We start from the raw sequence: 19880 nt of genomic DNA, 5'->3' as shown, positions 1-19880 counted from the left end.
CGGCTGGCGGCTGATCCGGGTTATGATCGTTTGCTGGCGGGGCGGCGGCTGCTCTTCATCGACCTGCCCAGGGCCAGGGACCTCGGTCCCGTCCTGGCGACGTGGGCGATGAGCCTGCTCGTGCTGGTCTTCGAGAAGGACCTGGGCACCTCGCTGCTGCTGTTCGGCACGTTCATCGCGATGCTCTACATCGCCACCCAGCGCACCTCGTGGGTGCTGATCGGCATCCTGCTGTTCGTCGGCGGCGCCTTCCTCGCCGGGCAGGTCTTCGACCACGTCAGCGCCCGCTTCGACGCCTGGCTCGACCCGGCCAACCCGATCTACTACGGCAACGCCGACATCTGCCTGAAGGACCCGCCTGGCGACCCGATGTGCAGCAAGAGCTACCAGATCATGCAGGGGCTGTTCGGCTTCGGCGCGGGCGGCATCCTGGGCACGGGGCTGGGCCAGGGGCACCCCTACGAGATCCCGCTGTCCTTCTCCGACTTCATCTTCGCCGCGACCGGCGAGGAGCTGGGCCTGACCGGCCTGATGGCACTGCTCATGCTCTACGCGCTGCTGGTGGAGCGGGGTCTGCGCACCTCGATCTCGGCCAGGGACCCCTTCTCCAAGTTGCTGGCGGGCGGTCTGTCGTTCATCCTGGCCTGGCAGGTGTTCATCATCGTCGGCGGCGTGACGAACCTCATCCCCCTGACCGGCCTGGTCACGCCGTTCATGTCACAGGGCGGCTCGGCGCTGCTGGCTAACTGGATCCTTATCGCGCTCCTGGTACGCATGTCAGATGCGGCGCGAAGGCCCCCGCCCCAGGCGATCCAGAACGAAGGAATGACGCAGGTGTTCCAGCGATGAACCGCACTCTGAAGCGCGCGGCCATGGCCTGCCTGGCCATGTTCGCGCTCCTGATGGTCAACGTGAACGTCCTGCAGGCCGTTCGCGCGGACGATCTGCAGAGCGACGCCCGCAACAGGCGCAACTTCTACGAGCGTTACGCGGTCGAGCGGGGTCGCATCACGGCCGGCGGCAAGGTGATCGCCCAGTCCGTCGAGACCGACAGCAAGGAGTTCCGGTTCATCCGGAAATATCCTGACGCCAAGCTCTACGCGCACGTCACCGGCTTCTTCTCGCCCGAGAGCGCGGACGCGATCGAGGCCAACGAGAACAAGCTGCTCGACGGCTCCAGCCCCGACCTGCTGCTGCGGCGAAGCATCGACCTGTTCACGGGCGAGTCGACCAAGGGCGCCAACGTCGATCTGACGATCAACCCGAAGGCCCAGAAGGCGGCCTACGACGCGTTGCGGCAGAGCGGCAAGCGCGGTGCGATCATCGCGCTCGACCCGAAGACCGGCGGCATCCTGGCGATGGTCTCGCTGCCCACCTACGACCCCACCGAGCTGTCGGGCACCGACAAGGGCAAGGTCTTCTCCCGGTACGACGAGCTGGCCAAGGACAAGAGCCAGCCGCTGCTCAACCGCACCATCGCACAGACGTATCCGCCCGGGTCGACGTTCAAGGTGGTGACAACGGCGGCGTTCCTGGAGGCCGACTCCTCGCGCGGGCCCGACACCACCGTGCCGGCGCCGCAGCGGCTGACGCTCCCCAACACGAGCACCACGCTGCCCAACTACGGCGGCTCGGCCTGCGGCAGCGGACAGGTCGCCCTGGTGTACGCCCTGGAGAAGTCCTGCAACACCCCGTTCGCCCAGATCGGCATGGATCTCGGCTACAACGCCATGAACGAGCAGACCGAGAAGTTCGGCATGGGCGACCAGGTCGCCGTGCCGATGTCGGTGGCCAAGAGTGACTTCGGTCCTGAAGAGGACAAGGCGGCCCTGGCCATGGCCTCGATCGGGCAGCGCAGCAACCGGATGACGCCGCTGCAGATGGCCATGATCGCCGCGGGCATCGCCAACGAGGGCACGGTGATGAAGCCGTACCTCGTCAACAAGATCACCGACGCCAAGGGTGACACGGTCGAGGCGGCCCAGCCCGACGAGCTGAAGACGGATGCGGTCAGTCCCGAGACGGCGGGCAAGTTGCGCGACATGATGGTGAGCGTCGTCAGCAACGGCACCGCCAACCTGGCGCAGGTCCCAGGCGTCCAAGTAGCGGGTAAGACAGGCACCGCGGAGACCGCCGACGGGCAGCCCCCGCACGCCTGGTTCATCTCCTTCGCGCCCGCCGACGACCCGAAGGTGGCCCTGGCGGTCATCGTCGAGTCAGGCGCCGCCAACGTCGGCGCGGAGGCGACCGGCGGCCACACCGCCGCGCCGATCGCAAAGGCCGTGCTGGAGGCGGTGCTGAACAAGTGAGTGACGGTAACCTGCTTGGTCATGCGGCTCAGTAACCGCTACCTTCTGCTCTCCCGCATCGCCACGGGCGGTATGGGCGAAGTGTGGCGTGCCCAGGATGAGTTGCTCGGCCGCGAGGTGGCCGTCAAGATCCTGCGCAGCCACATCTACGCCGACCCCACGTTTCGCGAGCGGTTCCGCAACGAGGCGCGGCTCACCGCGGCGCTGGCCGACCCCGGCGTGGCGCAGATCTTCGACTACGGCGAGCAGAGCGAGCTCGCCTACCTCGTCATGGAGCTGGTGCACGGCGAGCCGCTGTCGGCCATCCTGGCGCGCAACGGCGCCCTCGGGCCCGAGGTGGCGCTCGACGTGGTGCACCAGACGGCCAAGGCGCTGCACGCGGCCCACTCCTCCGGGATCATCCACCGCGACATCAAGCCCGGCAACCTGCTGGTCACCCCCGAGGGGACCATCAAGGTGACGGACTTCGGCATCGCGCGCGCCCTGGAGGCGGCGCCGGTGACGCAGACGGGCACCGTGCTGGGCACGGCCCAGTACGTCAGTCCCGAGCAGGCCCAGGGCTTCGCGCTCACGCCGTCGACGGACCTCTACTCGCTGGGCGTGGTGGCCTACGAGTGCCTGGCGGGGCGCACGCCGTTCCGGGCGGACAGCCAGGTGGCGATCGCGCTGCTGCACCTCAACGAGCAGCCGCCGCCCCTCGGCGTGGACGTGCCCCCGTCGGTGCGCGAGCTGGTCATGGCGCTGCTGGCCAAGGAGCCCGAGCAGCGGCCGGCCTCGGCGCTGGAGGTGGCCGACCGGGCCTACGTGCTGCGCGAGTCGCTGGCCGGCGTCGAGCGGGGCGCCGAGCTCAGCATGCTCACCGATCCAGGCGGCTTCCGCGTACGCGAGCCCGCCCCCGAGGACGAGCTGGTCACCGACAACCTCGACCCGGCCATCACGCTGCAGGAGCGGCCAGGAGGACGCCGGCGGCGCAAGGGCGCCAGGACGCTGGTCCTGGTCGCCACGGCGGGCTGTGTGGCGGCTCTGGGGCTCACCGCGCTATCGTTCGCCGACCGGCCGCCGCTGGTGCCGGCACCCGAGGTGGCCGAGCCGACCGAGTCGCCGACGGCGAGGCCGAGCCCTGAGCGGGTCAAGCCGTCGAAGACCAACACCCGACGGCCCCCTGTGGTCCCGGTGAAGACGAAGAGGCCGATACCGTCGCCGTCGGCTACGGTAAGCAAGTCAGCAACTCCCACCAAGAGGCCGACGCCAAAACCGACCCCGACCACCCGAACCCCTACGCCCACCCCGACGCCAACACCCACGACTACACCGACAACACCTACGCCCACCGCCTCGCCGGGCCCGGGTGATACAAACCCGCCCAAGGAGGAGAAGTGATGCGCTATGGGGTCGATGATGGACACCGGCGGCCCCCCGAGCAGGCCGGTACCCAAGATGAACGGTAAGGGACAGTGCAGGAAATGACTCAGCCTCGGCTACTCGGAGGTCGTTACGAGCTCGACGGTGTCGTCGGGCGCGGCGGCATGGCCGAGGTGTATCGCGCCCGAGACATCCGGCTGGACCGCATAGTCGCGATCAAGACCCTCCGCTCCGACCTCGCGCGCGATCACACCTTCCAGGCCCGGTTCCGCCGTGAGGCGCAGTCGGCGGCCTCCCTGAACCACCCGGCCGTCGTCGCGGTCTACGACACCGGCGAGGACAACTCAGAAGGCGCCCCGGTGCCGTACATCGTGATGGAGTACGTCGACGGCAGGACGCTGCGCGACCTGCTGCGCCAGGACAGGCGGTTGCTGCCCGAGCGCGCGGCCGAGCTGGTCGACGGCATCCTGCGCGCGCTGGACTACAGCCACCGCGGCGGCATCGTGCACCGCGACATCAAGCCCGCCAACGTGATGATCACGCGCGCGGGCGACGTCAAGGTGATGGACTTCGGCATCGCGCGCGCGATGGCCGACTCCGCGGCCACGATGACGCAGACGGCCCAGGTGATCGGCACCGCCCAGTACCTGTCGCCCGAGCAGGCGCGCGGCGAGCGGGTCGACGCGCGCAGCGACATCTACTCCACCGGCTGTGTGCTGTATGAGTTGCTGACCGGCCAGCCGCCGTTCACCGGCGACTCCCCGGTCGCGATCGCCTACCAGCACGTGCGCGAGGAGCCGATCCCGCCCTCGCAGATCGACCGCGAGATCCCGCCGTGGGCCGACGCGATCGTCCTCAAGGCCATGGCCAAGGACCCGGCCCACCGCTACCAGAACGCGGGCGAGATGCGGGCCGACATCCAGCGGGCGATGTCCGGCGCGCCGGTGGACGCGCAGACGATGGCGATGACCGGCAACTTCGGCCAGGGCACGCGCATGATGAGCGCGACCCAGACGGGCGCGGGCCCGGCCACGCAGCGCAGCGGCTCGATCCCGCCCTACGAATATGAGGGCGAGGGAGGCGGCCGCGGCGGCCGGCGCAGGGCGTCGGGAGGCAACTCAGCGGTCAAGACCGCGCTGTGGGTCATCATCCCGTTGCTGATCATCGGTGGCTTCATCACGGCCGGCTACGTGGTGTTCAGCGGCGGGGGCTCGCCGGCCGCCACGCAGGTCACCATCCCGGTGCTCGCCTCGCAGGAGCGGGGATACGCGGAGGAGACGCTCAAGAAGCTCGGCCTCACGGTCCAGGTGACGCAGGCGTTCAGCTCCGACGTCAAGAAGGGCGCCGTGATCGAGACGAAGCCCCCCGCGAACAGCAAGGTCGACAAGGAGTCGGCGGTCACGCTGGTCGTGTCCAAGGGCACGGAGAAGATCAAGGTTCCCGAGGGCCTCGTCGGCAAGCCCCGCGAGGAGGCCGAGGCGGTGCTGGAGGAGGCCGGTCTGCAAAGCTCCATCCAGACGCGGAGTTCGGCCCAAAAGCAGGGCACGGTCCTCGCCACCGACCCCAGGGCCGGCTCCGAGGTCGAGAAGGGCGGCTCGGTCACCCTCTACATCCCCAAGGAACTGGCTGATGTGCCGAGCGTGATCGACCTCACAGAGCAGGACGCCAAGGCCCAGCTCAAGGCCGCGGGCTTCAAGGCCAGGGTCGTCAGGCAACCCGACCAGACGCCCGAGGGCACGGTCGTCCAGCAGAACCCGGGTGAGGGCGCCAAGCAGCCGTCAGGCACGACGATCACGATCGTGGTGTCCACCGGTCCCGAGGAGACGGCGCCGCCGCCCACCGACGACTTCCCGTCCGACCAGCCGACCGACGATCAGCAGCCCGACTTCCCGTCGGACGAGCCGACCGAGGACAACCCGATCGGCGACGGTGAGGACGGCGGTCTCGGCGGCGGTCTCAACGGCTGACGCGGTGCGGGCCGCCCTTCCCTCTCAGGGGTCGGGCGGCCTTCGCCATCGGTGCCCCAAAACAAAGAACGCCCCCGCCGCTCGGGGGCAACGGCGGGGACGCTCACTTGTACGTCGCTCTGAGCGAGAAGTTTGTTACACGATCCCGCGCAGCCAATTTCGCAGCAGCCGGTGGCCGTGCTCCGAGAGCACGGACTCGGGATGGAACTGAATGCCCTCGATGGGCGCTTCGCGGTGCCGCAGGCCCATGACGACGCCTTTGTCCGTGCGCGCGGTCACGTCGAGCACGGCGGGCACGGTCTCGGGCAACACCGCCAGCGAGTGGTAGCGGGTCATCCGCACGGGTGAGGGCAGGGTCTCGAACACGCCCTTGCCGTCGTGCGTGACGGCGCTGGTCCGGCCGTGGAAGAGCTCGGGCGCGCGGGTCACGGTGGCGCCGTACGCGACCGCGATGGCCTGGTGGCCGAGACAGACGCCGAGCAGCGGGCGGTGGCCGGCGGCCGCGTGGTGGACCAGGGGGACGCTCACGCCGGCCGCCTCGGGGGTGCCGGGGCCCGGGCTGATGAGGACGCCGTCGAAGCCGTCGGCGTCGTGGACGCGTACGTCGTCGCGGGGGCGCACGTCGCAGTCGGCGCCCAGCTCACGCAGGTATTGGACGATGGTGTGGACGAAGCTGTCGTGGTTGTCCACGACCAGCACCCGGGTCATTTCCTCACCGTCACCTCGTCTACCGTCACCACGGGCTCCAGAAGCGGGAACACCGCATACCAGAGTACGGCCACCACCGCGGCGACCAGCACGACGGCCGTCAGCACCCGGGTGTGCGGGCGGCCGGGCAGCTTGCGCCAGAGCCAGGCGTACATGTCACTCCTTGCGCGGTTCGCTGTTCTTGAGCACGCCGTAGACGATGAGCCGTTCGGCGGCGGAGTATTCGGGGTGGCAGGTGGACAGGGTGATGAAAGCGCGGATGGGGCGGATGTCGGGCTTGCCGGGCACGGGGGCCAGTACGTCGATCTCGTCGGGCTGTACGACGTCCTGAGAGGTCACACGGTAGGTGTATCGGGCCTCCGGGGCCTCCACGACGATCTCGTCGTCACGTTCGAGCTCGTCGATCTCGTTGAACGGGGCCGCGTACGTGGTGCGGTGCCCCGACAACACGAAGTTGCCCACCTGGCCCGGCATGGCGCTGTCGGGGTAGTGGCCTGGGCCCTTCCTGAGCTGGTCGGCTCCGACGCCCTCGACCACGGCGTAGCGGTAGTCGGCGCCCAGCTTGGGGATGCGCAGCAACGCGACGGCCCCGCCGAGCTCGATCTTGCTCTTCTTGGTGGTCAGCTCGCGTTGGAGCAGCACCTGCTGGCTCTGGGTGTAGGCGCCGGTGCCCCAGAGCAGATACGCGCAGAACAGCATGAGGATCAGGCCCGCGGTGATGCTGATCTCCCCCACGGCCCGGAGCGTGGCCCGCATTCGATCAGCGTATTCGGCCACGATGAGCCCCCTGGGGATCGCCATGACGTGCGCGTGGCGACTATCCTGGGGCACGCTTCAACTACGCTAAACGAAGAGCCTGTGGACGATCCGGATGCCCAGGCCCTCAGCAGGAGTTATCCAGTGCCCAAGTCCAAGGCTCGCAAGAAGGCGGTTTACACCCCGCCGCAGAGATCACAGCAGGTCAAGGTCAGCCCGCGCTGGCTTGCGCCCACGATGGTCGTCGCATGGATCATCGGCATCCTGTGGATCGCGATCTATTACGTCGCTCCACAGGCGCCCTTCTTCAGCGACCTCCAGAACTGGAACCTGCTGATCGGGTTTGTTTTCATCATCTTCGGGGTGGTTCTTTCCACCCGCTGGCGTTAGTTTTTTCCACAGTCTTTTCCACAGCCTGGGGAAGCTCAGCCGAGCATGCTGACAATCGCTGGGACGCGGACCAGCACGAGCGCCAACAGCAGGACCAGCGCCCCAGCGATCGCCAGCCACTGCACGAGCGGCCTGTTGCCCTTCGGGGCATAGACCAGCGCCGCGCCTAGCAGCGTGCCTGTGATCAGGCCGCCTACGTGTCCGGTCCAGCTGATGGGAATGTTGGCGATCGCGGGCAGCACGAACGTGATGGCCAGGTTGAGTGCGATGACCAGGGCGATGCCCCGCACGTCCAGGTTGAGCCTGCGCCCCACGAGGAACACGGCGCCGAACATCCCGAAGACGGCTCCCGAGGCGCCCAACGTGAAGGTGTCCACAGGATCCAGCCACAGGCCGAGCACCGAACCGCCCAACGCGCTGATCAGGTAGAGGGCCACGAACCGGGCATGCCCGAAGGCTCGCTCCAGGTAGGGGCCCACGACGAAGATGGCCCAGGAGTTGAACAGGATGTGGACCAGATCCTCGTGCAGGAACGCCGCGGTGATCAGGCGGTAGAACTGGTCGCCCAGGGCGACGCCGCGGGGCCACATCGCGAGCAGACCGGTGATCGCGTCGTTCGTGAGGTATTGGGCGCCGAGGATCAGGATGTTGAGGGCCAGGATGGTGTACGTGACGAACGGCGTGCGTACGACGCTGCCGCCGAACGCGGTCTTGGCCTGGCGGATGCCTCGGTTGCCCTCGGCCACGCACTCGGGGCACTGGAAGCCGACGGCCGCGTCGCGCATGCAGTCGGGGCAGATGGGACGCTCGCAACGCTGGCAGCGTACCCAGGTCTCCCTGTCGGGGTGCCGGTAGCACGTGGGCACCGCCTCAGCGGGCTGCTCGGGCTGCGGGGGCGGGCTCGGCGGCAGGCTGGTCATGACCGAAGCCTATGGCGTGCGCGGCCCTGCCGCGCCGCCCGCTACGCCCGCCCCTGACCGCCTTCCCTGCCCGCGGAGGCACGCGGAGGCCCGCAGAGGCGCGCACGCGGCCACACGTGGCCGCGGCCGGCCCGTGCCGGCCTATGGGGCCCCTCGCCGCCCTCCCCGCCCGGCCGCAGACGCGCGGAGGCGCTGCGCCGGGACGTGGGAGATCGCCCTCACCCGGACGCGCTGACGCGCGGGCGTGGGAGTGCGGCCGGGGACCGCGGGTGGGTCGTCAGGCGGGAACGCGGTCGATGGTGACCGACTCCACGATGACGTCCTCCGCCGGACGGTCGCGACCGTCCACGCGGGTCTTGGCGATGGCGTCCACGATGTCCGTGCCCTCGACCACCTCGCCGAAGATGGTGTGCTTGCCGTTGAGGTGCGGCGTGGGCACGACCGTGATGAAGAACTGCGAGCCGTTGGTGCCCTTGCCGGCGCGGACTCCGGCGTTGGCCATGGCCAGCAGGTAAGGACGGTTGAAGTAGAGATCCGGGTGGATCTCGTCGTCGAACTCGTAGCCAGGGCCGCCGATGCCCTGACCGAGCGGGTCACCGCCCTGGATCATGAAACCGGAGATGACCCGGTGGAAGATCGTGCCGTCGTAGTAGCGGCCGGTGCTCTTCTCGCCGGTGCCCGGATGCGTCCATTCGCGCCCGCCTTCGGCCAGCTCGACGAAGTTGCGCACCGTTTTCGGGGCCTTGGTGGGAAAGAGTTCTACCTTGATATTGCCGCGGTTCGTCTTCAGGTTTGCGATCAGCTTCTCAGCCACGAGACAGCTTCCCCCCTCTATGCACAGGGTTGGTTTTGTGGTGTTTTGAGGACTATGGCCTTACGGCCTTCCGAGCCATCCTCCCATGGACGGTCATGATTGAGCCGCCTTGTCCTGGGAAGGTCAGGCTCGGGGCCCCAACGACAGGGGAGGTTGTCGTGTCCCTGACACAGAGAAGACGCCGCGCGGCCATGGAAGTTCCGGCCACGTGGATGGGTCGAGTGAAGACCCGGGCCGTGCGAACCGGCCACCGGATGTCGCCCATGGCGGACCAGGCCAAGGTGGCCGCCGCCCAGCGCATCGAAGACGCCCGATACTGGGCGGCGCCGCGGCTGGAGTCCGCGGCGCACGGGTTCGAGGACCAGGTCGCGCCCAAGGTCAGCTCCATGCTGTCCTCGGCGGCCAGGAAGATCGACCCCAAGCCGTCGCGGTCGCGGCGGTGGCCTGTGCTCGTGCTGCTGACCGGCCTCGCGGTGGGGGCGATCGGTTACATCTTCTACCGCCGCAACGCACAGCAGTGGACCGAGCACATGAAGGACTCCGCCTCCGATGCCTCACGATGGGTCAATGAGAAGGCGGACAGAACCTCCGAGTCCGCGGACAGGATGGCGGCCAACGCGTCCGACAAGGCGGATGAGGCATCTCGCAGGATGTCGTGACGATGGTGCGATGACGGTTCGTCGGGAAAGCGCGCTCTCCGAAGATCGGGGGCGCGCTTTCCGCTGTTCGCGGGCGCGCTTTCCGCTGTTTCGCGGCGACCCCGGCGGTTGACGTACGACCAAGCGCTTGTTAGAACCGGGCATGGCGCTGTCACCTCTCGACGACTTCCCCGTGCACCAGGCCGCGCAGGTCATGCGGCACGTGACCACCGGCGATCGCAACTTCTACGATCGCTACTACTTCAACTGCCACGCCGCCTCCGACGAGCTTATGCTGATCGTCGGCCTCGGCCAGTACCCCAACCTGGGCGTCACCGACGCCTTCGCCTGCGTGCGCACCCCGGACCTGCACCGCGTGGTCAGGGCCTCCCGCGAGCTGGGCGCGGACCGGATGGACACCCGGATCGGCCCCTTCCACGTCGAGGTGATCGAAGGGCTCAAACGGCTCAGGGTGGTGCTGGAGCCGAACGAGCATGGCCTATCCTTCGACCTGCTGTGGGAGGGGACGATCCCGGCGGTCCTGGAGCCGCGGCACTTCCTGCGCTGGCAGGAGCGGGTGGTGTTCGACTCAGTACGCCTGGCGCAGACGGGCCGCTGGTCGGGAAACATCAGGATCGGGGAGCAGGACATCCCGGTCACGCCCGAGAGGTGGATGGGCACCAGGGACAGGTCCTGGGGCATCCGGCCCGTCGGCGAGCCCGAGCCGCCCGGCATCCAGGCCAAGAACGCCGGGACCTTCTACTGGCTCTACACGCCGATACGGTTCGACGACCACGCCATCCTCTGCATCATCCAGGAGGACGAGCGGGGCCGACGGCTGTTGGAGGAGGCCGTACGCGTGTGGCCCGACGGTCGGGAGGAGGAGTACCTCGGCAGACCGGAGTATCGCCCGGTCTACGCCCCCGGCACCCGCGACGTCGTCGAGGCCACGATCACGTTCTCACCGCCCGGCGGCAAGCCGTTCGACATGCGCTGCACGCCGCTGCTTCCCGTCCACCTCATGGTCGGCACCGGCTACGGACTGGAGCAGGAGTGGCGCCATGGGATGTACCAGGGCGCGGGGCCCGTCGTGCAGGGCGTGACGTATCGGCTGCCCGGCGACGCCGCCAGGATGTGGGGCCTGGTGGACGCCGTCGGGCGCTTCGAGTACGACGGGCTCGTCGGCCACGGGCTCTACGAGTACTGGGCGCTGGGACCGCACCCGTCGTTCAGCTGAGCTACTCCTTCTCGGGCGCCACGCAGGTGATCTTGATGGTCTTGTTCACGCCCTCCGGGGCGAGCTCGGCGAGCTCCGCGGGCAGCGCCTTCTTGGCCTCCTCCGGCGAGCCCGCGTCGCTGCGCATGATGTGCATCTCGCCCTTGGCGCCCTTCGGAGGCTCGGGCAGTTTTTCGAGCTTCACCGCGTCGCCGCTCGGCAGGGCCGGCATCGCCTTGCCGGCAGGCGCGGTCACCTTGCCGCCCTCGACCGGCTCCGCGCCCCCACCCGGCTGGGTCCGCATGAACTTGCCGTCCTTGAGCTCGGCCGGCATCGCCTTGGTCAGCTCGATGGTCTTGCCGTCGCTGGTCGTGCAGACGACCTTCGAGCCGGCGGTGGGAACGGGGGGCTCATCGGCCATCGCCGAGCCGGCCAGGCCGGTGATGGCGAGTACGGCGACCGCACCGAGCACCGCGAGACGTCGCTTGAACATGAACTCTCCTTCATTGAAGTCGGCAGAACACCTCCGAGATTGGCCGGACATACCTGAAGTGATCCTGAAGATGCCCTAAATGATCTTCAGGTTGGCTTTAGGTGCGTTAAGGCACCCTTGATGACGTGCGAGTGTTACTGGTGGAGGATGAGGAGCGGCTGGCCGACCTGGTCAAGGGCGGGCTGGCGGGCGAGGGTTTCGCGGTGGACGTGGCCCATGACGGGCGCGACGGGCTGTGGATGGCCACCGAGAACCCCTACGACGTGATCGTCCTGGACGTGATGCTGCCGAGGCTGAACGGGTACGCGGTGTGCTCCAAGCTGCGCGAGGCGGGCAACTGGACGCCGATCATGATGCTGACGGCCAAGGACGGCATCTACGACGAGGCCGAGGCGCTGGACAACGGGGCCGACGACTACCTCGCCAAACCCTTCTCGTACGTGGTGCTGCTGGCCAGGCTGCGCGCCCTCGTACGGCGGGGCGGGAGCGAGCGGCCCGTGTCGATCACCGTCGGCGACCTCGTGATCGACCCGGCCGGGCTGCGCTGCCGCAGGGGCGAGGTGGACATCGCGCTGACGCCGAAGGAGTTCGCGGTGCTGCACGCGCTCGCGCGCCGGCCGGGCGAGGTCGTCTCCAAGAGCGAGCTGCTGGCCCAGGCGTGGGACTTCTCCTACGACGGCGACGCGAACATCGTCGAGGTCTACATCAGCGCACTGCGCCGCAAGATCGACCTGCCCTTCGGCAGGACGACGCTCATGACGGTCCGCGGGGCCGGATACCGGCTGGAGGCTGCGTGAGCTGGCACTGGATGTCCTCCGTACGGCTGCGCGCCACGGCGGCGGCCACGCTCGTGGTGGCACTCGCCCTGGGGACGGCGGCCCTGGTGCTGGTGATGGTGCTGCGCGGCACCCTGGAGAGCAGCGCCGACGCCGAGGCGGCCAAGAAGGCCGCGGCGGCGATCCCGTTCGCGGAGACGATGCCGGTCGAAGCCGCGAAGCCGTCCGGGGTCACGAAGCCGTCCGGGGTTACGGAGCCGGCCAGGACCACGGTGCCCGCCGAGCCCCTCATGATCAAGCAGGGGAAGCTCTACGCGCGCGTCGGCGACCCCGACATCCTGATCACCAAGGAGCAGGGCGGCACGATGGACACGTGGGCGGTGCCCGGTGAGTACGCCGTCGCCGGGGTCAAGGTGGCCACCGCCGCGGGGCCCGCCATGTTGTGGGGCCGGGCCTCGCTGGAGGGCGCCGAGGAGGCGCTGCGGACGCTCTACGGGGCGCTGCTGCCCGGCGTGCCGGCGCTGCTGGCCGTGGTGGCCGCGATGACGTGGTTCTCGGTGGGCCGCGCGCTCGGCCCGGTGGCCGCGATCAGGACCAAGGTCGCCGACATCACGGCCCGCGACCTGCACCAGCGTGTCCCCGTACCGCACTCGAAGGATGAGATCGCGCGGCTGGCGACCACCGTGAACGGCACGCTTGACCGCCTGGAGACCGCTGTGGAGCGGCACAAGCGGTTCGTCGCCGACGCCGCGCACGAGTTGCGCAGCCCCATCGCGACCCTGCGCGCCCGGCTGGAGCTGGCCGAGCCGAGCGAGCTCACCACGGAGGCGCTGGCCGACGTCGAACGCCTGCAGACTCTGGCCGCCGACCTGCTCATGCTGGCCAAGCTGGACGCGGGCGAGCCGCTGCGGACCGCCGAGCTGGACCTGGGCCAGGTGGCGGCGGAGGCGTCGCTGCGGGCCAGGCGGCGGCCCGAGGTGCGGGTGGAGCTGGACATCGAGCCCGACGTGGTGATGAAGGGATCGAGCGCGCATCTCGACCGTCTGGTGACGAACCTGGCCGACAACGCCGTGCGGCACGCCGCCTCGACCGTACGGGTCCGCGTGGGCGCCGAGAAGGGCCAGGCCGTGCTGGAGGTGCGCGACGACGGGCCGGGGATCCCGCGGAACCAGCGCGAGGCCGTGTTCGACCGCTTCACGCGGCTGGACGAGGCGCGAGCCAGGGACGCGGGCGGCGCGGGCCTCGGGCTGTCGATCGCACGCGACATCGCGCTCCTGCACGAGGGGTCACTCGTGTACGGCGGCTCCGGGTTCGTCGCCCGTTTCCCCCTGTGGGACGGATAGGGCGTAGTTCTTGTGCCGCTCGGTGATCGCGAAGCCGGCGCGCTCATAGACGGCGACGGCCCCGGTCGGATTGTCGGTGTCCACGCCCAGCCCCGCGCTCTGGTAGCCCTGCCGGGCGAAGGCGTCGAGCGCGTGCGCGATCAGCGCGCCGGCCACGCCCTTGCCGCGCCACTCCCTGAGCGTGCCGACGATCTGGATCCACGCCTGGCGCTCCCCGCGATGCGCGCTCTGGGCGTCGAAGAAGTGCGTCATGAGCACGCCCACCGCGCGGTCGCCGGCCAGGGCCACGAACGAGGACTCGGGGCGGAAGTTCCGCGAGCCGGTGATGTGGCCCGCCCAGCTCTCCGGGGTGTGCGGCACGCTGCCCCAGTGATCCCTGAACGACTCGTTGCGGACGTTGCGGGCTCCGTCGTCCACTTCGGGGGACCAGGTGGCGATACGCACCCCCTCGGGCGTTCTGAGCGCGGGCAGGCCGCCCGACAGGCTCCGCTCCATGTGGGCGAAGGTGCGTACGACGGCGAACCCGGCCCCCTCCGCCAGCGCGGCGAGGGCCGGGTTCGTGTCGTGGGCGCCGAGGTGGACCTCCACGGCGACACCGGGGAACGCCTTCTCGCCGAGCATGGGCGCCACGTCGACGGCCCAGTCCACGATCCGGCGGCCGAGCCCTCGCCCGCGGTAGGCCGGGTGCACGCCGCCCCACAGGCGCAGGGCGTGCACCCCGCCCTCCGTCGCCTGCCTGACCGGCAGATAGCCGAAGGCGGCGATCCGATCGCCGTCCCTGGCCGCGAACGTGCCGGCGGCCAGGTCGATCAGCTCGCTGGACAGGTGCTCGGCCACGTCCTCGGCGCCGTAGATCTCACCGATGCGGTCCTCGGCCTCCACCTCGGCCCAGAACTCGGCCAGCGCCCTGGCGTCCTCGTACGTCAGAGGTCCCCACTTCATAGGCGGCAGCCTAGGACAGCCGGGCCGCGCACCCCAATCGGCCTCCCATGCGAGCCAGGACGTCCGCGAACGACGTGCGGACCTGAGCGTCGAACCCGATGAAGAACCGGTTGGCCAGCGGCACCCCCCAGCGCATCCAGGTCGCCACGTTGTAGACCCGGTGCACCACGCGCGTGCCCTCCGGGTCGGGGGCGAGCGAGAACTCTCCTCGGTACCACCATCCGCCCTGGTAGGCGACGGTGTGCTCGGCCGTCTGCTCGTGCAGCGGGCGCTCGCCGCGCAACACCGGCCAGACCTGCTCCACGGACGCCGCGAGCACGCCGGAGACCTCGGTGATGAGTGTCTTCTTCATGGCCGGCTCACCCGGGTGTTCTGGAAGGAGGCGAAGCGCCAGCCCTCCGTCGTGCGCAGGGCGGTCAGGGTGACGACCGAGGCGCGGCTCGGGTCGGGTTCGCCGTCCACGGACGACGTGCCGCCCGCGATCACCAGGGCGACGTCGCCGGTGAGGTGCCTGATCGACGGAGCGCCGCCCCCGCCTTCGCCCAGCTTGATCGAGGTCTTGAACAGCTCCCGGTGCGTGTCCTCGATGGCCTGCCTGCCCTTCAGGCGCAGGCCGAAGAAGGTGATGTAGTCGGCGTCCTCCGTGAACAGCCCGGCGTAACCGGCGGAGTCGCCGGCGTTCCAGGTGAGCTTCATCTGCGTCAGCAGGTGGACGATCTCGTTGGACTCTTCGGACATGGCACAGCTCCCTGTGTCGCGGCGCCTATCCTGTGAATGCGAGTTCGGGCAGGGCAGGCGCCTTGTTCGGATCGGCCGCCGGGGTGTTGGCGCATCCCGGCGGCCCTTTCACATCTCGACCGTGCTCTCCCAGTCGAGCTCTCCCCTGGTGAAGCGGCCGGACAGGTCGTTGATCCACTTGAGTTCGGCCGCGTACAACGCCCGCTCGACCTCGACCTCAAGCGTGAGCACCGGCGGCAGGCCGCTGTCGGCCAGGGCGCGGATGTGGGCCTCCATCCCGGTCAGTAGCCCCTCGATGGTGGCCGCCCTGCCTCGCAGCGCGCGTTGCGCCTCGCTCATCGGCAGGCAGCCGATGAGTGAGATCGCCGCGACGAACGCGCGTCTGTCCGGCTCGGGTTTCTCCAGCAACTGGCGCAGACGGGTGCGTAGTTCCTGGCGGCCCTCGTCGGTGATCTCGTAGACCGTGCGTTCGGGTCTGCGGCCCTCGCGATCGGTCCCCGCCGGGGCGATCAGCTCGTCCCTGGTCAGGCGCTCGACCGCGTGGTAGAGGCTGCGGGGCAGGCCCGTGATGTAGTCCTTGTGCGTGTCGACGATGAAACGGTGCAGCTCGTAGGGGTGGCTGGCACGCACGCTGAGCAAGGCCAGGACTGTCAGGCCGACCAGGTCGTGGCGTCGTGCCATAGCGCCTCCTTCTATATTGCAAAATGCACTATAGCTTGGCGCACTTCTGCTGTCGACCGCCTCTACCCCTTGGGTCAGGCGTCCAGTTGCATGAAGGCGCGGGAGATGGCCTGCTGGGCGACGTCCTCGGGGTAGGGGAAGAGTTTGATCAGGTCGCGCAGGCCCTCCACGTGGGCCCGCTTGGCCAGCTCGGCCACCAGGGCCAGCTCCTCGTGCTGCGCCCGCGCGTACGCCCGGTCCACCACCGCGCCGTGTCCCGGCACGATCACCGGCTCGGGCAGCTCGGCCAGCATCGCGGCCGTGGTGGCGGGCCAGTCCAGCGGGTACGAGTCGCTGAACGCGGGCGGCGCCCCCTCCTCCACCAGGTCACCGGCGAACACCACGCCCGCGTCCGGCACGTGGGCAACGACGTCGTTGCTGCTGTGCCCGAGCCCGAAGTGCCGCAGGTGCACGATGCGGCCGCCGATGTCGAGGCCGGCCGCGACCGTGAACGTGTGGTCGGGCGGCACGATCGTCACCTCCTCCAGCTCCTCCCGCCGCTCCGGGTGGTACTCGATCACGCCGGCGCGGTGCTTCTCGCCGTCCTTCTCGATCTCCTCGGCGCACCTGGCGTGGCCCCAGATCTCGGCGGGCCGGAAGAGCGCGTTGCCGAAGTAGTGGTCGAAGTGGGAGTGACTGTTGACGACCGTCCAGGGCGCGGCGGTGATCGTACGGACGGCGTCGATCAGGTCCTGCGCCTCCCGGTGCGAGCTCCGCGTGTCGAGCACCAGACAGTGCCCGTCACCCACGATCAGTCCCGTATTGAGGTCGTACGACCGATGACGCCGGACGTAGACCCGGTCGCCGACCTCCTGCCACTGCTCGTTCATGTCAGGAACCCTACTTTTAGGATCGAGGCATGGCATATGACTTCCAGGTGGTCGTCGACAGCCGACTGGTGGGTCACGCTCGCCGATCCCGAGGGCGACGAGTTCCGCGTGAGCTGATCAGCCCCGCAGGTACGCCAGCACCGCCAGGACCCTCCTGTGCCCGTCGGCGGCGGGCGGCAGGTCGAGCTTGGCGAAGATGTTGGCGATGTGCTTGGCGACGGCCGCCTCGGTGACGTACAGCTCCTTGGCGATCGAGGCGTTCGACCGGCCCTCGGCGATCAGGCCGAGCACCTCCTGCTCGCGCGGGGTGAGCCGGGCCAGGGGGTCGCGCCGGCGTCTCAGGAGCTGGCGCACGACCTCCGGGTCCACGACCGTGCCGCCGGCGGCCACGCGGTCGAGGGCGTCGACGAACTCGCGTACGTCGCCGATGCGGTCTTTGAGCAGGTAGCCGATGCCCGCACCCGCGCCTGACTGAAGAAGTTCGGCCGCGTACGTCTGCTCCACGTACTGGCTGAGCACCAGGACCGCCAGCTTCGGGTCACGCTCGCGCAGCTCCAGCGCGGCGCGCAGGCCCTCGTCGGCGAAGCCCGGCGGCATGCGCACGTCGGTCACCACGGCCTCGGGATCGTGCTCGGCGACCGCCTCGATCAGGGCGGGCGCGTCGCCGACGGAGGCGACGACGGTGTGGCCGAAGCGTTCGAGCAGCCCGGCCAGGCCCTCGCGGAGCAGGACGGCGTCCTCGGCGATCACCACGCGCACGGGCTCTCCTTCACGAACATGGGATCTCCACTCGTACGAGGGTCGGGCCGCCCTCCGGGCTGGACAGGGAAAGTCTCCCGCCCACCACGGCCAGCCGGTCGGCCAGCCCGGTCAGCCCCGTCCCCTTGCCCGGATCGGCGCCGCCGACGCCGTCGTCGCGCACCTCGACGATCAGCGTGCCCCGCTCGACCCGGCCGGCGACCGTTCCCCTGGTGGCCCGGCTGTGCTTGGCCAGGTTCGCGAGGGCCTCGCTGACCACGTAGTACGCGGTCACCTCGACCGGCGCCGGCAGCCGTCCCGGCACGTCGAGCCGTACGTCGACCGGCACGGGCGAGCGCCCCGCCACGTCGTCCACCGCCGCGCGCAGCCCCCGGTCGGTGAGGACCTGCGAGTGCACGCCCCTGATCAGCTCGCGCAGCTCGGCCAGCGCCTGCTTGGCCTCGTCGTGGGCCACCCCGATCAGCCGTCCCGTGCCGGAGTCGTCCGGCAGGTCCAGCCTGGCCAGGCCGAGCGTCATCGACAGGGCCACCAGCCGCTGCTGAGCGCCGTCGTGCAGGTCCCGCTCGATCCTGCGCCGCTCCATCTCGAACGCGTCCACCAGCCGGGCCCGCGACCGCAGCACCTCACTCAGCTCGGAGCTCTGCGGGGCCAGCATCGCGCGGACCATGGCCCCTCTTGCTCCGCCCCAGGCCGTGATCGTGTACGCGGCCACGGGCAGCAGCAGTATGCCCGCGGCGCTGGCCAGGACGCCGACGAACGGTGTGACGTCGGGCTGGAGGACCGGGGACAACACCAGGACCAGCGGGCCGCCGATCGTGAACGCCAGCATGACCAGGTCGATCCACCACATCGCGAGCACGGTCACGACCGCCAGCCCGGCCTCCCGCCTGCGCCGGCCGGGCGCCCCGGGCACGGGGGCGGCGTCCACCAGGCGCAGCCGGAGGCGTTCGAAGGGGGCGACGAGCGGGATGGACAGGGCCAGGGTCGCCAGCCCCGCCGCCACACCCAGCGCCGGGGTGACGGACGTGCCGCTGACGGCGGCCACGCCGGTGAGCGCGGCGGCCGCGCCCGGCACGACGCTGGCCGCCAGGTACACCCCGCCGCGCCAGGGCCAGCCGGAGGTGAGGAACGGGATGGGGCGCTGGGTCAGGGCTTCCAGCGCGGTCCTGTTGAGCACCTTGTGACCGTATCCACTGGTCGGAGGGGCCGGCAGTAGTGCTGGGTAGAGCATTCACCGGTGGGCCTTGGCCGGCTCGACCCACGGCCTTCTGGCGTAGGGCAGCACTCCTATCTGGAACTCGTCCTCGTAGATGATGGTGCCGGGATCGGGTGAGCGTACGACGTCGTAGGGGACCTCGTACCGGCGCAGCAGGTCCTGGAGGGGCGCCAGGGCGTCGATGAGGGAGATGGCGTTCGGCTTGAACCAGGGGACGGCGCGGACGGTGTTGCCGTCCGCGTAGAAGGGCGGGTAGGGCAGGCGGGCGATGAACCAGGCGTCGACCTCCGTGAACATCTTGTCGTCTTCCGGGGTGAGACGGCCGGCGTGGCGGAGGTGATGGCAGGCGGCGAAGATGCCCACCTGCACGCCGAGCCGTCCGTAATAGCGGACCTGGAACCGTACATAAAGGCCGCCGTCGCCTTCGCGCAGGGGTTTCCGGCTTCCATGAGTCACATTGCTGGGTTTACCCCGCCGGATCGGCGGGCGCACGGAACGCACACCTGTGGACAGGCTTGTCGAACGCCGCGGTCAGGCGTCGACGCTCCCCCGCCGCCCGAACCGGTCCGCGACGGCGTCGAACATCTCCACCGCCCGTCCCGGGTCCGCGACCTCCGCCACCGGCAGGCCGAGCTGCGGGTCGAAGCACTCGAAACCGGTCTCGCGCTCCACCACGGACGCCACCTCGTACAGCAGTCCGACGACCCGGCGGGCCTCGTCGCCGTGCGTCCGGTAGGGGACGCTCATCTCCCAGCCGCCCTCCCAGTGGTTCACCGAGATGCCGGTTTCCTCGTGGTCCATCTCCCAGTTCGGCGGGTACTCGACGACGCGCACCTCGCCGAGCAGCTCGCGGGCGTGACCGACGATGCTCTCCCACGCCTCCAGGTCGGGCCGCAGGTCCTGCTCCTCGATGGCGTCCAGCGCGTCGGCCCAGGACTGGCCGGGCTCGCGGCGGGTGAAGTAGAGGTCGTAGCTCATGGTGG

General features: G+C 69.7%; 24 protein-coding genes. 9 read left to right on the top strand and 15 right to left on the bottom strand.

The window, feature by feature from the left end; translation table 11 throughout:
* The 4 genes from ACFPZ3_RS05705 to pknB all read left to right on the top strand — a co-directional run.
* A partial coding sequence (locus ACFPZ3_RS05705; protein WP_379512878.1) for an FtsW/RodA/SpoVE family cell cycle protein occupies positions 1–849 on the top strand: 849 nt, incomplete at its 5' end.
* Positions 846–2309 (top strand): peptidoglycan D,D-transpeptidase FtsI family protein, encoded by a 1464-nt coding sequence (locus ACFPZ3_RS05700; protein WP_379512877.1) that lies wholly within the window; start codon positions 846–848, stop codon positions 2307–2309. The genes ACFPZ3_RS05705 and ACFPZ3_RS05700, both read left to right, overlap by 4 nt.
* A gap of 21 nt (positions 2310–2330) precedes the next feature.
* A complete protein-coding gene (locus ACFPZ3_RS05695; protein WP_379512876.1) occupies positions 2331–3689 on the top strand; it encodes a serine/threonine-protein kinase in 1359 nt (452 codons plus the stop codon).
* Positions 3690–3772: 83 nt separating this feature from the next.
* The gene (pknB, locus tag ACFPZ3_RS05690) at positions 3773–5638 is read left to right on the top strand and encodes a Stk1 family PASTA domain-containing Ser/Thr kinase (protein WP_379512875.1); all 1866 of its coding nucleotides are present in this window, start codon (positions 3773–3775) and stop codon (positions 5636–5638) included.
* A 135-nt stretch (positions 5639–5773) separates the two neighbouring features.
* Here pknB and ACFPZ3_RS05685 read toward each other — a convergent pair whose 3' ends face one another.
* The 3 genes from ACFPZ3_RS05685 to ACFPZ3_RS05675 are packed head-to-tail and all read right to left on the bottom strand — an operon-like array spanning position 5774 to position 7102.
* Entirely contained in the window at positions 5774–6346 is a 573-nt protein-coding gene (locus ACFPZ3_RS05685; protein WP_379512874.1) for an anthranilate synthase component II, read from the bottom strand.
* Complete coding sequence (locus tag ACFPZ3_RS05680) at positions 6343–6501, bottom strand: hypothetical protein (RefSeq protein ID WP_379512873.1); 159 nt, start codon at positions 6499–6501, stop codon at positions 6343–6345. The genes ACFPZ3_RS05685 and ACFPZ3_RS05680 overlap by 4 nt, the downstream gene beginning before the upstream one ends.
* Before the next feature lies 1 nt (position 6502).
* Entirely contained in the window at positions 6503–7102 is a 600-nt protein-coding gene (locus tag ACFPZ3_RS05675) for a class E sortase (RefSeq protein WP_379512872.1), read from the bottom strand.
* 144 nt (positions 7103–7246) lie between these two features.
* Here ACFPZ3_RS05675 and ACFPZ3_RS05670 point away from each other — a divergent pair, with 144 nt between their 5' ends.
* On the top strand, positions 7247–7492 hold the full coding sequence (locus tag ACFPZ3_RS05670; RefSeq protein ID WP_138694473.1) for a cell division protein CrgA: 246 nt from the start codon (positions 7247–7249) through the stop codon (positions 7490–7492).
* Between the two features lie 35 nt (positions 7493–7527).
* On the opposite strand, the gene ACFPZ3_RS05665 is transcribed toward ACFPZ3_RS05670, so the two are convergent.
* Complete coding sequence (locus tag ACFPZ3_RS05665) at positions 7528–8412, bottom strand: rhomboid family intramembrane serine protease (RefSeq protein ID WP_379512871.1); 885 nt, start codon at positions 8410–8412, stop codon at positions 7528–7530.
* A gap of 277 nt (positions 8413–8689) precedes the next feature.
* A complete protein-coding gene (locus ACFPZ3_RS05660) occupies positions 8690–9226 on the bottom strand; it encodes a peptidylprolyl isomerase (RefSeq protein WP_379512870.1) in 537 nt (178 codons plus the stop codon).
* A gap of 221 nt (positions 9227–9447) precedes the next feature.
* Here ACFPZ3_RS05660 and ACFPZ3_RS05655 point away from each other — a divergent pair, with 221 nt between their 5' ends.
* Both ACFPZ3_RS05655 and ACFPZ3_RS05650 read left to right on the top strand, forming a co-directional pair.
* Positions 9448–9885: a YtxH domain-containing protein gene (locus tag ACFPZ3_RS05655; RefSeq protein ID WP_379512869.1), complete on the top strand. Its 438-nt coding sequence runs from the start codon at positions 9448–9450 to the stop codon at positions 9883–9885.
* Between the two features lie 142 nt (positions 9886–10027).
* Entirely contained in the window at positions 10028–11101 is a 1074-nt protein-coding gene (locus ACFPZ3_RS05650; protein ID WP_379512868.1) for an Rv3169 family protein, read from the top strand.
* Between the two features lies 1 nt (position 11102).
* Here ACFPZ3_RS05650 and ACFPZ3_RS05645 read toward each other — a convergent pair whose 3' ends face one another.
* Complete coding sequence (locus ACFPZ3_RS05645) at positions 11103–11573, bottom strand: hypothetical protein (RefSeq protein WP_379512867.1); 471 nt, start codon at positions 11571–11573, stop codon at positions 11103–11105.
* A 125-nt stretch (positions 11574–11698) separates the two neighbouring features.
* On the opposite strand from ACFPZ3_RS05645, the gene ACFPZ3_RS05640 reads away from it, so the two are divergent.
* A complete protein-coding gene (locus ACFPZ3_RS05640; protein WP_379512866.1) occupies positions 11699–12370 on the top strand; it encodes a response regulator transcription factor in 672 nt (223 codons plus the stop codon).
* The gene (locus ACFPZ3_RS05635) at positions 12367–13692 is read left to right on the top strand and encodes a sensor histidine kinase (protein WP_379512865.1); all 1326 of its coding nucleotides are present in this window, start codon (positions 12367–12369) and stop codon (positions 13690–13692) included. The genes ACFPZ3_RS05640 and ACFPZ3_RS05635 overlap by 4 nt, the downstream gene beginning before the upstream one ends.
* On the opposite strand, the gene ACFPZ3_RS05630 is transcribed toward ACFPZ3_RS05635, so the two are convergent.
* The 9 genes from ACFPZ3_RS05630 to ACFPZ3_RS05590 form a co-directional block, all read right to left on the bottom strand.
* On the bottom strand, positions 13636–14634 hold the full coding sequence (locus tag ACFPZ3_RS05630; protein WP_379512864.1) for a GNAT family N-acetyltransferase: 999 nt from the start codon (positions 14632–14634) through the stop codon (positions 13636–13638). The two genes, ACFPZ3_RS05635 and ACFPZ3_RS05630, sit on opposite strands and share 57 nt — an antisense overlap.
* A gap of 10 nt (positions 14635–14644) precedes the next feature.
* Positions 14645–14986 (bottom strand): hypothetical protein, encoded by a 342-nt coding sequence (locus ACFPZ3_RS05625; protein ID WP_379512863.1) that lies wholly within the window; start codon positions 14984–14986, stop codon positions 14645–14647.
* A complete protein-coding gene (locus ACFPZ3_RS05620; RefSeq protein WP_379512862.1) occupies positions 14983–15372 on the bottom strand; it encodes an SgcJ/EcaC family oxidoreductase in 390 nt (129 codons plus the stop codon). Before ACFPZ3_RS05620 ends, ACFPZ3_RS05625 begins: the two co-directional genes overlap by 4 nt.
* 108 nt (positions 15373–15480) lie before the next feature.
* Positions 15481–16053 (bottom strand): PadR family transcriptional regulator, encoded by a 573-nt coding sequence (locus tag ACFPZ3_RS05615; RefSeq protein ID WP_379512861.1) that lies wholly within the window; start codon positions 16051–16053, stop codon positions 15481–15483.
* Positions 16054–16127: 74 nt separating this feature from the next.
* Positions 16128–16922, bottom strand: a complete 795-nt coding sequence (locus tag ACFPZ3_RS05610; protein WP_379512860.1) for an MBL fold metallo-hydrolase — start codon at positions 16920–16922, stop codon at positions 16128–16130.
* A 117-nt stretch (positions 16923–17039) separates the two neighbouring features.
* Entirely contained in the window at positions 17040–17681 is a 642-nt protein-coding gene (locus ACFPZ3_RS05605) for a response regulator (RefSeq protein ID WP_379512859.1), read from the bottom strand.
* Positions 17682–17691: 10 nt separating this feature from the next.
* A complete protein-coding gene (locus tag ACFPZ3_RS05600) occupies positions 17692–18858 on the bottom strand; it encodes a sensor histidine kinase (RefSeq protein ID WP_379512858.1) in 1167 nt (388 codons plus the stop codon).
* A 54-nt stretch (positions 18859–18912) separates the two neighbouring features.
* Complete coding sequence (locus ACFPZ3_RS05595; protein ID WP_379512857.1) at positions 18913–19353, bottom strand: hypothetical protein; 441 nt, start codon at positions 19351–19353, stop codon at positions 18913–18915.
* 75 nt (positions 19354–19428) lie between these two features.
* Positions 19429–19875, bottom strand: coding sequence for a hypothetical protein (locus ACFPZ3_RS05590; protein ID WP_379512856.1), 447 nt, complete (start codon positions 19873–19875; stop codon positions 19429–19431).
* Between the last annotated feature and the right edge of the window lie 5 nt (positions 19876–19880).

Source organism: Nonomuraea insulae (assembly GCF_042656245.1).
The sequence above is the reverse complement of the archived record's forward strand: the minus strand, read 5'-3'. Positions and strand labels throughout refer to the sequence as shown.

Coding starts and splice junctions, on each gene's coding strand:
- ACFPZ3_RS05700 (WP_379512877.1), top strand. CDS start 846: ATGAACCGCACTCTGAAGCGCGCGGCCATGGCCTGCCTGGCCATGTTC.
- ACFPZ3_RS05695 (WP_379512876.1), top strand. CDS start 2,331: ATGCGGCTCAGTAACCGCTACCTTCTGCTCTCCCGCATCGCCACGGGC.
- pknB (WP_379512875.1), top strand. CDS start 3,773: ATGACTCAGCCTCGGCTACTCGGAGGTCGTTACGAGCTCGACGGTGTC.
- ACFPZ3_RS05685 (WP_379512874.1), bottom strand. CDS start 6,346: ATGACCCGGGTGCTGGTCGTGGACAACCACGACAGCTTCGTCCACACC.
- ACFPZ3_RS05680 (WP_379512873.1), bottom strand. CDS start 6,501: ATGTACGCCTGGCTCTGGCGCAAGCTGCCCGGCCGCCCGCACACCCGG.
- ACFPZ3_RS05675 (WP_379512872.1), bottom strand. CDS start 7,102: ATGCGGGCCACGCTCCGGGCCGTGGGGGAGATCAGCATCACCGCGGGC.
- ACFPZ3_RS05665 (WP_379512871.1), bottom strand. CDS start 8,412: ATGACCAGCCTGCCGCCGAGCCCGCCCCCGCAGCCCGAGCAGCCCGCT.
- ACFPZ3_RS05650 (WP_379512868.1), top strand. CDS start 10,028: ATGGCGCTGTCACCTCTCGACGACTTCCCCGTGCACCAGGCCGCGCAG.
- ACFPZ3_RS05645 (WP_379512867.1), bottom strand. CDS start 11,573: ATGTTCAAGCGACGTCTCGCGGTGCTCGGTGCGGTCGCCGTACTCGCC.
- ACFPZ3_RS05630 (WP_379512864.1), bottom strand. CDS start 14,634: ATGAAGTGGGGACCTCTGACGTACGAGGACGCCAGGGCGCTGGCCGAG.
- ACFPZ3_RS05625 (WP_379512863.1), bottom strand. CDS start 14,986: ATGAAGAAGACACTCATCACCGAGGTCTCCGGCGTGCTCGCGGCGTCC.
- ACFPZ3_RS05620 (WP_379512862.1), bottom strand. CDS start 15,372: ATGTCCGAAGAGTCCAACGAGATCGTCCACCTGCTGACGCAGATGAAG.
- ACFPZ3_RS05615 (WP_379512861.1), bottom strand. CDS start 16,053: ATGGCACGACGCCACGACCTGGTCGGCCTGACAGTCCTGGCCTTGCTC.
- ACFPZ3_RS05610 (WP_379512860.1), bottom strand. CDS start 16,922: ATGAACGAGCAGTGGCAGGAGGTCGGCGACCGGGTCTACGTCCGGCGT.
- ACFPZ3_RS05590 (WP_379512856.1), bottom strand. CDS start 19,875: ATGAGCTACGACCTCTACTTCACCCGCCGCGAGCCCGGCCAGTCCTGG.